The organism is Ensifer sp. D2-11 (assembly GCF_054161295.1).
Map to the genome: position 1 here is coordinate 2,968,010 of NZ_CP096433.1, position 12,331 is coordinate 2,980,340.

Consider the following 12,331-nt stretch of genomic DNA (forward strand, 5'->3'; position numbering starts at 1 on the left):
GCTTTGCGCCGCCTGATCGCGCTGCTATATGCGGCCCATGAGCACACCATCTTCCAAGACGCCCCTGTCGCATATCCGCAACTTCTCGATCGTGGCGCATATCGATCACGGCAAATCGACGCTCGCCGACCGGCTGATCCAGTCGACCGGCGGCCTTGCCGAGCGCGAAATGTCCGAGCAGGTCCTGGACAGCATGGATATCGAGCGCGAGCGCGGCATCACCATCAAGGCCCAGACCGTTCGCCTGCACTACAAGGCGAACGACGGCGAAACCTATGTGCTGAACCTCATCGACACGCCCGGCCACGTCGACTTCGCCTACGAGGTCTCGCGCTCGCTTTCGGCCTGCGAAGGTTCGCTGCTCGTCGTCGACGCCAGCCAGGGCGTCGAAGCCCAGACGCTCGCCAATGTCTACCAGGCGATCGACAACAATCACGAGCTCGTCACCGTTCTGAACAAGATCGACCTGCCTGCGGCCGAGCCGGAGCGGATCAAGGAGCAGATCGAGGAAGTGATCGGCATCGACGCCTCCGACGCCGTGCTGATCTCTGCCAAGACCGGTCTCGGCATTCCGGACGTGCTGGAGGCGATCGTCCATAAGCTGCCCGCCCCGAAGAGCGAGGGCGGCGACGCCGCGCCCCTGAAGGCGCTGCTCGTCGACAGCTGGTACGACGCTTATCTCGGCGTCATGGTTCTGGTGCGCGTCATCGACGGAACGCTGAAGAAGGGCATGACCATCCGCATGATGGGGACGGATGCGAAGTACCAGGTGGAGCGCGTCGGCGTGCTGACGCCGAAGATGGTTGCCATGGAGGCGCTCGGACCCGGCGAGATCGGTTTCATCACAGCTTCCATCAAGGAAGTGGCCGACACCCGCGTCGGCGATACGATCACCGAGGACAAGCGACCGACGGCCAAGGCGCTGCCCGGCTTCAAGCCCGCCCAGCCGGTCGTGTTCTGCGGCCTCTTCCCGGTCGACGCCGCCGACTTCGAGGACTTGCGCTCGGCCATGGGCAAGCTGCGCCTCAACGACGCCTCCTTCTCCTTTGAAATGGAGTCCTCCGCCGCACTCGGCTTCGGCTTCCGCTGCGGCTTCCTCGGCCTTCTGCATCTCGAAATCATCCAGGAACGTCTGGAGCGCGAATTCGATCTCGATCTGATCGCGACGGCACCCTCGGTCGTCTACAAGCTGTTCATGACCGATGGCTCGGAGCGCGAGCTTCACAACCCCGCCGACATGCCGGACGTGGTCAAGATCGCCGAAATCCACGAACCGTGGATCCGCGCGACGATCCTGACGCCCGACGAATATCTCGGCGGCATCCTGAAGCTCTGTCAGGATCGTCGCGGCATCCAGATCGAGCTGACCTATGTCGGCACCCGCGCGATGCTCACCTATGACCTGCCGCTCAACGAAGTCGTGTTCGATTTCTACGACCGGCTGAAGTCGATCTCCAAGGGATACGCCTCCTTCGACTACCAGATCACCGAGCACAAGGAAGGCAACCTCGTGAAGATGTCGATCCTCGTCAACGGCGAGCCGGTGGACGCGCTGTCGATGATGGTGCACCGGATGGCGGCGGAAAAGCGCGGCCGTGAAATGTGCGAGAAGCTGAAGGAACTGATCCCGAAGCACATGTTCAAGATCCCGATCCAGGCCGCCATCGGCGGCAACGTGATCGCCCGCGAAACCATCTCGGCGCTGCGCAAGGACGTGACCGCCAAGTGCTACGGCGGCGACGCCACCCGAAAGCGCAAGCTTCTGGAGAAGCAGAAGGCCGGCAAGAAGCGGATGCGCCAGTTCGGCAAGGTGGAAATCCCGCAGGAAGCCTTCATCGCCGCGCTGAAGATGAGCGACGAGTGATTGCTGGTCCGGCGTCGATGCGCGTACAATATGCGCATCGACGTGGAGCAAACATGTCGCGACCGACTGCAAGACGCCCGGCAAATCTCACCCTCGATGGCGATCTGCTTGCGCAGGCGCGCGATCTCAAGATCAATGTTTCACGCGCCGCCGAAGAGGGAATCGCCCAGGCCATCAGAGCCGAAGAGGGAAAACTCTGGCAGATCGAGAACGCCGAGGCGATCGCCGATGCAAATGCCTTTGTCGATAAACGCGGACTGACGCTGGCGAAACGCCGGCAGTTCTAAAGAGCTCGGCACCTTGGTCACCGACTTGTCAGATCAGCGTGACGAAATCGTCGCCGCTACGGACTTTGCGTTTCAAGGCTTCTGATCTTCTTGAGCGACCCGCAATGAATGAACACGGGCGATGCGGCGCTTCAAGTGGTCACGCTGGGCTTGACTTCACGGGTGAAGTTTCCGACCTTCAGTTCATGCCAGTGCTCGCGATCCATTTCCGCTGTTCTTTCCGGGTCTGCCCCATCGCAGGAACCTGACCCCGGCCCGGATGCGTGCGCTCTCCGGGTAAGGGGGCCTACGCATCGGCGAGCGGATGGCCAAGCCTCCACCCCCGAGCGGCGAGCGTAAATCATCCTCGACATTTCACTTTCGGCGCAAGCAGAGCGGTGCGCCCAAGCACAGGTATCATCATGGCGGACAAGACAACCCGCAAGAAGCTTCCCTCGATCGTCATCAATGCCGAAGACCATGCACGTCTGACGGCGATCGCCTCCTCGGCGCTCGACCGTGTCCCGGACGTCGCGGAGGCGCTGCTTTCCGAACTCGACCGCGCGCGAATCGCCGCTCCCGGCAAGCTGCCCAAGGACAGCGTACAGATGGGCTCGACCGTCGCCTTCGACGCCGACAACGGTTTTGCTAAGGAAGTGAGGCTCGTCTATCCGGGGGAGGCTGACATCGAAGCCGGCAAGATTTCCGTGCTGACGCCGATTGGAGCGGCGCTGATCGGCCTTTCCGTCGGACAGTCGATCGACTGGGTCGACAGGGCCGGCAAGGTACACCGTATGACGATCCGCAGCGTGATGCCGCAGGCGGACTGAGCATCGAAGCGGCCGGATCGAACCGGCCGCTTTCAGAGCGCTTTCGGGAAAAGTGTGTCGCCGCCCGGAAGAGCTTTAATTCAAAGCGTGAGATCAGAATTGACGGCCGAGCTTGGCGTCGACGGACTGGCTGTTGGCGCCGCGAATGGCAAAGAAGAGTGTGATCGCCGCCCAGAGGATGGATTTCTCCGCCCCGCCAAGACCCTGCCCCTGGACGATGCCGTGGAAATAGACGGTGACGAGCAGCACGATCGTCGCCGCGAAGGCAGCAGGCCGCGTCAGGAAGCCGATGGCAATGAATATGCCGCCGAAGAACTCGGTCGCCGAAAGCAGGGGCGACCAGAAAACGCCCGGATAGAACCCAAGCCCCTCCACCATGCCGGCCGCGCCGAAGGGGTTGAGAATCTTGCCGTAGCCGTGAGTGACCAGCAGCAGGCCTGCGACGACGCGCAGCAACGTCTCGGCGAAAGTATCGAGCGGCAGATAAATCTTTTCGAGCGCCGGCAGGATCGCGCGCGGTCGATTGTTGGCAGCGGTATCGGTCATGAAATCCCTTTCGCATCCATTGCAAATCAGGGGTTTCTCTTGCCTCTGGCCCTTTGGAAAACAAGGGCTCGACGTCAAAAACTTGACGGCTGAAGCTGACATTTATGTGAGACACCCGTGAAGGCATCGATCGCGGCGCTTGCGCGACGACGCTGCTCGATGTTTCCTGGGGCGCGAAAGCCAAGTGAACAGGACATGCGAGATGAGCGAAAAGCCACGCGTCACCATCCTCTACTGCACCCAGTGCAACTGGCTGCTGCGCGCCGGATGGATGGCGCAGGAATTGCTGTCGACCTTCGCCGATACGCTCGGGGAAGTGGCGCTCATCCCCGGGACCGGCGGCAATTTCGAGATTCGCGTCGATGGCGCGTTGATCTGGGAACGCAAGCGCGACGGCGGCTTTCCCGGACCTAAGGAGCTGAAACAACGCATTCGCGACGTGATCGAGCCCGAGCGCGATCTCGGCCACACGGACAGGAGCTAGAGTCCCGCCCAGGCGCAGCTGACGTGCAGCGCGCAAGACTCACCTTCGATCCTCATTCCTGTGCCTGTCACAGGAATACCGCTGGGCCAAGTCATTGGACTGGAAAGACTCTTCCGCGCCGCAGACGCGGCGCTGCTGAATCCCTGTGACGAGCACAGGGATGAGGGGAGAGAGGGTGCGGTCCCTCAGAATACTTCTCATGGGTGCGCGGATGTCGAGGACCCAGTCCCCAAGCGAAGGTGCCGTAACGCCCGTGCCCTGCCTCCCTCATTCCTGTGCTCGCCACAGGAATCCAGCCAGTCCAAGTCCTTGGGCTGAAAAGACTCACCCGCGCCGCAGACGCGGCGCTGCTGGATCCCTGTGACGAGCACAGGGATGAGGGGAGAGAAGGTCCCGGTCCCTCGGAATAGTTCTCATAGGTGCGCGGATATCGAGGAGATGGCGCGCAGTCCCCAAACGAGGTTGCGGCAGCGCCCGTGCCCTGCCTCCCTCATTCCTGTGCTCGTCACAGGAATCCAGCCAGTCCAAGTCCTTGGGCTGAAAGGACTCTTCCGCGCCGCAGACGCGGCGCTGCCGGATCCCTGTGACGAGCACAGGGATGAGGAAGAGGGCAACATGCATCAGCTATGCGCGAAGATGTCCGTCTCTTCCCAGCCGAGCAGATCGAGCTTGGCACGCGTGGGGAGAAACGAGAAGCAGGCCTCGGCGAGTTCCATCCGGCCATCGCGCAGGAGCCGCGCCGTCAGCTTGTCGCGCAGCGCATGCAGGTGGAGCACGTCGGAGGCGGCATATTCGAGCTGCGCCGGCGAAAGAATGTCGGCGGCCCAATCGGAAGACTGCTGCTGCTTGGAAATGTCGATGTCGAGCAGTTCCTTGAGATTGTCCTTGAGACCGTGCCGGTCCGTATAGGTGCGGGCGAGGCGCGAGGCGATCTTGGTGCAGAAGACCGGCGACGCGGTGACGCCGAAGGTATGGAACAGCACGGCGATGTCGAAGCGGCCGAAATGGAAGATCTTCTGGCGCGTCGGATCGGCGAGCATCGAGACGAGGTTCGGCGCCTGCTTCTGGCCGGCGGAGATGCGGATCACATCGGCAGTCCCGTCGCCCGACGAGAGCTGCACGACGCAAAGGCGGTCGCGACGCGGGACCAGGCCGAGCGTTTCCGTATCGATCGCGATCGCGCCCGTATAGCGGGCGGCGTCGGTCTCGGAAATGTCGCCCTCGTGGAACCTTATTGTATTCGCCATCGAAAATCCCCAGATCGTTACTTGCATGTTTCCCTGAGAACGGCTCAGGAAGCCTGCTGAGATTCAAGTGCTGCAGCGATCCCGGCCTGTCTGATCAGGCTCGCGGGCGCTGTGGAGCGTAGCTGGCCTATAGCGCATGTTGGCCGGCCGCGATACCTTGTCCTTCGGCGGACGTTCCGTTTGCCGTCACCCCGAGAAAGTTCGTATATGACCTGGTTCCGTTTCGCCCTGGCGCCTCCCGTCATCGCCCTGATATTGACCCTCTCGCCCGGTGCCGGCCTCGCCGGCGAGGCGACATTCGAGCTGTCGCAGGCCTTCCACGACCTGCCGGGCGTGCGGCCGGTGGACCCGCTGCGCGACGATAAGAACATCGTTTGCCAGCAGGTTTTCATCGACCGCTACGGTCCTTTCGAGTCGTCTCACGGCCGCCCGCGTTACGATACGACCTATCGCTGCCGCGAGGGCAGCGGACCGATCTTCCAAAGCGGCGAACTGCCGCCGTCGCTGGAACGACAGAAGCGCGGCCTCAACTATTGAGGTCGAGCCAAGAAAAAAGCACGCTTGCATTGCACGCTCGGGAAAGACGAAACTACGCCCGGGACGGCACTGACTGGAGGAAACCATGCCCGAAACCGACAGGCCGCGAACCGACAGGCCACTTGTCATCAGCGCGCCCGCGCCGCGTACGCTCGATCTGATCTTCACGCCCGACGCGCTCGAGCGTCTTCACCGGCGCTACCGCGTGATCGAAGCCGATCCGGAGAACATCGCCGGGCTCGGCTCCGCCGTCCTCTCCGAGGCCCGCTATATCGTCGGACAGCCGCCGCTTTCCGCGGACACGCTCGAGCGCATGCCGCGGCTGCGGGCCGTTCTCAACGTCGAAAGCAATCTCATCGACAACATGCCCTACGACGTGGTTTTCCAGCGCGGCATCCACGTGCTCACCACCGGCCAGGTTTTCGCCGAACCGGTGGCGGAGATGGGGCTCGCCATGGCGCTCAACCTCGCCCGCGGCATCGTCGATGCGGATGTGGATTTCCGCGAGGGGCGCGAGCGCTGGGGCGGTGAGGGCAACAAGTCCGCCCGGCTCCTCTCGGGCTCGGCGATCGGCATCATCGGCTTCGGCGATCTCGGCAAGGCGCTCAACCGCGTCCTGTCGGGATTTCGTGCGAAGATCCGCGTCCATGATCCCTGGCTGCCGGCCTCCGTTCTTCTCGACGCCGGCGTCGAACCGGCGTCGCTCGAGACGGTCCTCGCCGAGAGCGACTTCCTGTTTGTCGTCGCAGCGGTAACCAGCGACAATGAGGGCTTCCTCGGCGCCAAGGCCTTCGCGGCCATGCGTCCGGGCGCCGCCTTCATTCTCCTGAGCCGCGCCGGAGTCGTGGATTTCGATGCATTGATCGCAGCCGTCGAAAGCGGCCATATCCGCGCGGCAAGCGACGTCTTCCCGGAGGAGCCCCTGCCCCTCGGACATCCTGTCCGCCGGCTACCCGGCTTCCTGCGCTCGGCGCACCGGGCCGGTGCGCTCGACATCGCCTTCAAGAGGATGGGCGAGATGGTGCTCGAGGATATGGAACTGATGGACCGCAGCCTGCCGCCGATGCGCTGCAAGCGGGCGGAGCGGGAGACGGTGGCCCGAATGCGCTCAAAGCCCGTCACCGTCAACTGAAGAGTGATGGGCAGCACAACTGCCTTTATCCTAGCCGCGCGGCGCTGTAGCGCAGCTCGTACACGGCCGGTGGTGCTATGAAAATCCGGTGCAATGCTGCAAAGATCGGAATCCGGATTCAAGGACATCGAAAGCATGCAAGATTCCAACGCGGACAAGCCTTCCCGGACCTGGACCAGCTCACTGCGGTCGCTGCTCGGTCTCGTGATGGTTGCTATGCTCATCGTCGTGTCCGCGACGCTGGTGGGGCTTGACTACCGCCGCGCACGCAGCGCTGCGATCGCCGGTGCCGAAGACAATATGGATGCCTTCGTCGGTCGCCTGGTCGATCGGCTCGGCGCCCTCTCCGGGGACACCTCCGCGCTCGTCAGCCTCGTCGCATCCGTCGCCAATTCCTTTCTCGTGCCTCCGCCGGAGCGCATGAACGACAAGGTGGCAGTGCTGCGCGAGGGCATCGCCCGCTCGCCGCACATCGACGGCGTCTATGTCGGTTATCCGAGCGGCGCATTCTTTCATGTGGTCGATCTGGATTCGGCCGCCTGGCGCATGGCCCTGGACGCACCGCGGGGGGCGGCGATCGCCGTGCGCTCGATGGAGAGGAACGACCAGGGCAAGCCGTTCGACCGGATCCTGTTCCTGGACGCGAGCGGCCTGCAGTTTGCCGAACGTCACGCTGCCTCCAACGGCTTCGATCCGAGGACGCGGCCCTGGTACCGCGCGGCCGTCAACGGCAAGGCGCCGGTGGCCATCGGTCCCTATGAGATGGCCACCACAGGCAATCTCGGGATGACCATATCGCAAGCGCACCGCGGCAACCCCCAAATCGTCATCGGCGCCGATGTCGTTCTCGATACGATCACGGATTTTCTGTCCCGCGAGCGGCTGACCGACGACTCGGTTTCCTTCGTGCTCGATGCGGTGGGACGACCGATCATCCACTCCGACTCCACCATGATGCGGCGCATCATGGCATCGAAGGGCCGGGACCGGCCCGTGGCCACGCCGCAGGAGGATGGACTGATCGAGAGCATCCGGCGCAACCCGCCACCGGCCGGAAAGGCAACTCTCGTCGAAGTCGGAAACCGCACCTATCTCGTCACGGTGGCGCCGCTCGAATCGGCATTGCTTCTGTCCGGGCACCGGGTGGTCGTCGCCGCCCCTCTCGACGAGCTGCTGGCGGCCGCAAACGAGACGCTCGTTCAGGGACTTGCCGTCTCGGGCGCCGTGGTGGTGGGCGCCGTTCTCCTGGCCCTCGTGCTTGCGCATCTGATCACGAAGTCGCTCAACCAGCTCACCGACAGCGCCAACCGCCTGCAGGACCTGGATTTCGCCACTCCTATCGACGTTTCGTCGCATGTGGCGGAAATCTCGACGCTCAACGGCGCAATGAACAGGGCTCGCGACGCGATCTTCACCTTCGCGCTCTATGTTCCGAAGGAGCTGGTGCGCAAGGGCATCGAATCCGGCCATTTCGGCGGCCGCGCCGCGTGGCGGCAGGAGGTGACGGCGATGTTCACCGACATCTACGACTTCACCACCATCAGCGAGGGCCGGTCGCCGGAAGAAGTGGTCGCGATGCTCTCGGAGTATTTCGACCTGTTCAGCGAGGTCGTCGCCGCCCACGACGGAACCATCATCCAGTTCCATGGAGACTCGGTCTTTGCCATGTGGAACGCGCCGGTCGCCGATACCAGGCATGCCGAGCATGCCTGTCGATGCGCACTCGCGGTCGAGGAGAGGCTCGAGGCCTTCAATTCTGCGCAACGTGCCAGCGGATTGCCGGAGTTCCGCACCCGCTTCGGCATCCACACCGGAACGGCCGTCGTCGGCAGCGTCGGCGCCAAGGAACGGCTGCAATATACGGCGATGGGCGACACGGTGAACGTCGCCTCGCGGCTCGAGGGCATGAACAAGGATTACGGCACGAGCGTTCTTGCAAGCGGCGCGGTGGTCGCCCAATGCAAGGACATGGTGAAGTTCCGCCCGCTCGGCACCGCCAAGGCAAAGGGCCGTTCGACGGCGCTCGACATTTACGAAGTCGTGGGCGTCGTCCGCGCGGTGAACACTACCGAAGCCGGAACGGCCGCCTGAGGAAAGGCAGATGCCGCGGCGAACGGCGGCCCCGCTGAATTCGCTTCGAAACTCTGAAAGCAAAAAAGCCCGGAAACCCGGGCTTTTTTTGACTTCCGAACCGCAAAAGCGGTTACGGAAATGGAATGGTGCCCAGAAGAGGACTCGAACCTCCACACCCTTTCGAGTACCAGCACCTGAAGCTGGCGCGTCTACCAATTCCGCCATCTGGGCGACGGACCGGCATGTAAAAGGCCGTGACCGAAGTGTCAACAGGCATTTTGAAGTTTTCGTCTCGCATCGCGAAAAAGCGCGGTAAAGCGCGGCCGGGTCCTCGATGATAGGGCAAGAATTCCAGTGACATGAGAGCCGGAGAGGCGCATTCTAGAGCAACGGCGAATGGGCGGAATCCGGAACGCCCGCGTCGATACGTGGAGCACGCGCCCACGAATAGGCATGCGACACCAAACGTCTGCTGCATGTTTCGTTGGTCGGCCGATCACCGCCAAAAAATGCAGCAACTTGAAGAGTTACAGCGGCCTTTGCGCGTCTGATAAGTCGCGCGGCGCTGAAAGGAGCAGGGACAAAAACCGGAAAGCAACGGCTTTCGGAAAGTGAGGAGAAAATGACGAAATTTCGGAATTTCGTTGTCAGCTGCACACTCGCCGCCGCCTCCGCGGTTCCCCCTGTAACGTCCGTTCAGGCCATGCCGCGCCCGGCGCTCGACATTGCGATCAAAGCGCCGGCCGGCGTCGAGAATGCCACGCATCGCGGCCGTTACGGGTGGCGCGGCGGCTATTCTCGCCGCGGCTATTATGGAGGATCCGGCTTCTATCCGGGCTGGAGCCCCTATTACAGGCGGTCCGGGATCAGCTTCTATTTCGGACCCAGCTACCGCTACCGCCCGTATTACGGGAACCGCTATTATTACGGGCCGCGCTTTTATGGCCCCGGCTATTACAGCTATCCCGGGCCCGCATATTACGGTTATCGCTCCTATAGGCCACGCTACTATGGCGGCGGCTACGTCCGGAGCGGCGGCAATAGCCATGTCAGCTGGTGCCTGTCGCGCTATCGGTCCTATAACCCTGCCTCCAACCGGTACCTGACCTATGGCGGGGTCTACCGGGTCTGCTACTCGCCCTATCGGTAGGGGGAGCGTACCCTTGGATTCATCGAGTCCGCGCGTTCCCTCAAACGCGCGGCGCTCCCGTCAGTCAGCGCTTCCTGACGATTCCGACGCGCGCCATGACTTCCTTCGGAATGCCGTAGCGGCGCACGGCATCGCGGCTGTCGCGAAGGCCGCAGATCTCGCGCTGGATGAGGAAGGCCCAAACCGCGTCGGCCGCCTCGTCGAGCAGTCGCTCGCGTTCGGAAGGCGGGTGCCTGTTGCTGTTGAAGGCATTCAGGGCGGCAATTGCCTTCTCGACCTTCAGGCCGTTGCGCCCCAGCGCGTCGGCGCGCTCGGCCATCAGCTCGTATTCGAGGACGTTCACCCCGTTACCGGTGAGACCGAAACTGCGCAGCGATTGCGGCGGGCGAAATGTCATCGGCGGCTCCATCAAGCTCATGCCAGGATGGGCCGTGAATGAGCTTCCCGCAAGGGGGCGGTGCGGCGACTGCCGCGTGGCGCAAAGTCATCGTCATGGTTAACACTCCCTAAACCCGTTTGACCTAAGCTTGCGGATCATGCCCGATCTGCCCGCCTTCATCGCCATCAGGACAGCCGTCGGATCTGCTGAGGAGACGACGCAGGGCCTGCGCCGCTCGCTGCCGGCGGCGGAGCGTAGCGAGGCGATCCGGAAGATCGTCGATGCGCTGTCCCGCCATCTCTCCGGCAAGGAGGTCCTATCCAAGGACGCACTGGTGAAGCTGGTAGAAGACCTGGCGCTCATCCTCAAATTTCCACCCCTGCCGCAGGAGACCGGACGCGCCTTCATTCGGCGGTTGACCGGCTTCATCGAGGCATTGCCAATGCCGGAACGCCTGCTTCTGGAGAAGCAATTGGCCACCCGCAGCCTCGTGCAGCGCGTCGCCGTTGCGGCGACGATCGCGGGAGACCGCCGGGGCGCGGTGCCGCCTGATCGAACCCCGCTCCGCAGCCTGCCCCTGCCGGCACAGGTCCCGCCAGTGCTTCCGGGCGCCAAAAGACCCGTGCCGAGCGATCTCGCGCTGCTTCAAGCGATGCTCAAGAAGACCTACGGCGCCGATGTGGAGGACGTGCGGATCGAGACGACACCCAAGGGCGCGGCAATCGAAGCGGCGCAGGAGGAGGCTCCGGCCCGGCCGCAACGTTCGCCGAAGGCGCCCACGAACGCTCCTGCGGCGCCGCGAGGTGCGGAGATTGCAGCGAGAGATGCTTCGGCAAGCCCGCTTGAGGGGGAGATGGCGGAGATGGCGGATACGGCGGCCATGACGCCGGAAGGCTCCGATGAGCAGCTCCCGGATAGCGAAGCGGATTTGGCGGAACCATCGGCGCCGCGCCGCAGTCAGGCGGCGGGCCTGAACGGGAGTGCGCTCGCCCTGCCGAAAGATGCAAAACCTGCGACAGCCGAGGGCAAAGCTGCAGTCGCCGAAGCCGGCGCTGAAAGCCTCCCTGACGGCGAAGGCTCAGAGGGCACCGACGGCCCCTCGCGCTCCGCGAGGGAGGACAATAGACCACGAGTGCGGATGCAAAGTGCCGCGCGCATGGCGCAACCGCCGGCGGAGGCCTTGAGAGCGGTCATACGCGACAGTCTTGCGCTGCCGGGGACGAGCAAGAGCTGGCAACCTCGCGACATGGAAGACGCAGGACCGGCCGCGCCCCTGCTGCCGCCGGAGAACGAGGCGCCGGCGCGGCCACGGGAGACCACCGGCGCGGTCAGAAGCGCAGCAGCCGCCAGCGAACCGCCGGTGGACGCCGCGTCCGACGCAGGAACCGATGCATCTCTCCCCGACCTGCCCCCTCCTCAGGCAGAGCGCCGGACCGACGAGGACGCGATGGCGCCGCAGGGCTTCGCCCGGGTGCCGGAAAGCGGACTTCCGCGGATGTTTCCCTTCGCACTGGTTCCTTACCCGCCGGCGGAAGAAAGCGATGCCGACGAGGTGGACCGGCGTAAGCGGGAAAGCGAGAGCGAGCCGGAAAAAGACGCAAGGGATGACCGGGGAGAACGGGAAAGCGACGACCAGCAGCAGGGACATGCGGCCGGCGGCGAACAGGATCAGGCCGAAGATCGACCGGCAGCCGACGCCTATGACCTCTACCGAAAGCTCGGCGGCCTGGCCTAGATCACTGTTAGGAAAAGTGCGGAACGGTTTTCGCCCCTGCCCACGAAAAAGCCCGCGGAGATCGCTCTCCGCGGGCTTTTCATTTCAA

Annotated in this window: 12 protein-coding genes and 1 tRNA gene; 9 read left to right on the forward strand and 4 right to left on the reverse strand. The window is 63.6% G+C overall.

Annotated elements, in window-relative coordinates:
• Positions 1-28 precede the first annotated feature (28 nt).
• The 3 genes from lepA (at position 29) to rnk (ending at position 2,960) form a co-directional block, all read left to right on the forward strand.
• Positions 29-1,864 (forward strand): translation elongation factor 4, encoded by a 1,836-nt coding sequence (gene lepA, locus M1D34_RS14275; protein WP_027990447.1) that lies wholly within the window; start codon positions 29-31, stop codon positions 1,862-1,864.
• 53 nt (positions 1,865-1,917) lie between these two features.
• A complete protein-coding gene (locus M1D34_RS14280) occupies positions 1,918-2,151 on the forward strand; it encodes a type II toxin-antitoxin system CcdA family antitoxin (RefSeq protein WP_107607922.1) in 234 nt (77 codons plus the stop codon).
• Between the two features lie 401 nt (positions 2,152-2,552).
• Complete coding sequence (gene rnk, locus M1D34_RS14285) at positions 2,553-2,960, forward strand: nucleoside diphosphate kinase regulator (RefSeq protein ID WP_010968462.1); 408 nt, start codon at positions 2,553-2,555, stop codon at positions 2,958-2,960.
• Positions 2,961-3,053: 93 nt separating this feature from the next.
• On the opposite strand, the gene M1D34_RS14290 is transcribed toward rnk, so the two are convergent.
• Positions 3,054-3,506 (reverse strand): DoxX family protein, encoded by a 453-nt coding sequence (locus M1D34_RS14290; RefSeq protein WP_010968461.1) that lies wholly within the window; start codon positions 3,504-3,506, stop codon positions 3,054-3,056.
• A 202-nt stretch (positions 3,507-3,708) separates the two neighbouring features.
• Between M1D34_RS14290 and M1D34_RS14295 the strand changes: the two genes are divergently transcribed.
• Positions 3,709-3,990, forward strand: a complete 282-nt coding sequence (locus M1D34_RS14295) for an Rdx family protein (RefSeq protein WP_004435540.1) — start codon at positions 3,709-3,711, stop codon at positions 3,988-3,990.
• A gap of 620 nt (positions 3,991-4,610) precedes the next feature.
• Here M1D34_RS14295 and M1D34_RS14300 read toward each other — a convergent pair.
• Positions 4,611-5,237 carry a ribonuclease D gene (locus M1D34_RS14300; RefSeq protein ID WP_003534411.1) on the reverse strand — a complete coding sequence of 209 codons (627 nt, stop codon included), beginning with the start codon at positions 5,235-5,237 and terminating at the stop codon, positions 4,611-4,613.
• Between the two features lie 207 nt (positions 5,238-5,444).
• Here M1D34_RS14300 and M1D34_RS14305 point away from each other — a divergent pair, with 207 nt between their 5' ends.
• The 3 genes from M1D34_RS14305 (at position 5,445) to cya1 (ending at position 8,997) form a co-directional block, all read left to right on the forward strand.
• Positions 5,445-5,774 carry a hypothetical protein gene (locus M1D34_RS14305; protein WP_107607920.1) on the forward strand — a complete coding sequence of 110 codons (330 nt, stop codon included), beginning with the start codon at positions 5,445-5,447 and terminating at the stop codon, positions 5,772-5,774.
• 85 nt (positions 5,775-5,859) lie between these two features.
• Positions 5,860-6,906 carry a hydroxyacid dehydrogenase gene (locus M1D34_RS14310; protein ID WP_498779582.1) on the forward strand — a complete coding sequence of 349 codons (1,047 nt, stop codon included), beginning with the start codon at positions 5,860-5,862 and terminating at the stop codon, positions 6,904-6,906.
• Between the two features lie 93 nt (positions 6,907-6,999).
• Positions 7,000-8,997, forward strand: coding sequence for an adenylate cyclase Cya1 (gene cya1, locus M1D34_RS14315; protein WP_498779584.1), 1,998 nt, complete (start codon positions 7,000-7,002; stop codon positions 8,995-8,997).
• Between the two features lie 126 nt (positions 8,998-9,123).
• On the opposite strand, the gene M1D34_RS14320 is transcribed toward cya1, so the two are convergent.
• A tRNA-Leu gene (locus tag M1D34_RS14320) sits at positions 9,124-9,210 on the reverse strand.
• Positions 9,211-9,601: 391 nt separating this feature from the next.
• Here M1D34_RS14320 and M1D34_RS14325 point away from each other — a divergent pair.
• Positions 9,602-10,129: a BA14K family protein gene (locus tag M1D34_RS14325; RefSeq protein ID WP_127598464.1), complete on the forward strand. Its 528-nt coding sequence runs from the start codon at positions 9,602-9,604 to the stop codon at positions 10,127-10,129.
• A 64-nt stretch (positions 10,130-10,193) separates the two neighbouring features.
• Here the strand turns inward: M1D34_RS14325 and M1D34_RS14330 are convergent, their stop codons facing one another.
• Positions 10,194-10,526, reverse strand: a complete 333-nt coding sequence (locus M1D34_RS14330; RefSeq protein ID WP_003534402.1) for a DUF6665 family protein — start codon at positions 10,524-10,526, stop codon at positions 10,194-10,196.
• A gap of 139 nt (positions 10,527-10,665) precedes the next feature.
• Between M1D34_RS14330 and M1D34_RS14335 the strand changes: the two genes are divergently transcribed.
• Positions 10,666-12,243, forward strand: coding sequence for a hypothetical protein (locus M1D34_RS14335; protein WP_498779587.1), 1,578 nt, complete (start codon positions 10,666-10,668; stop codon positions 12,241-12,243).
• Positions 12,244-12,331 lie beyond the last annotated feature (88 nt).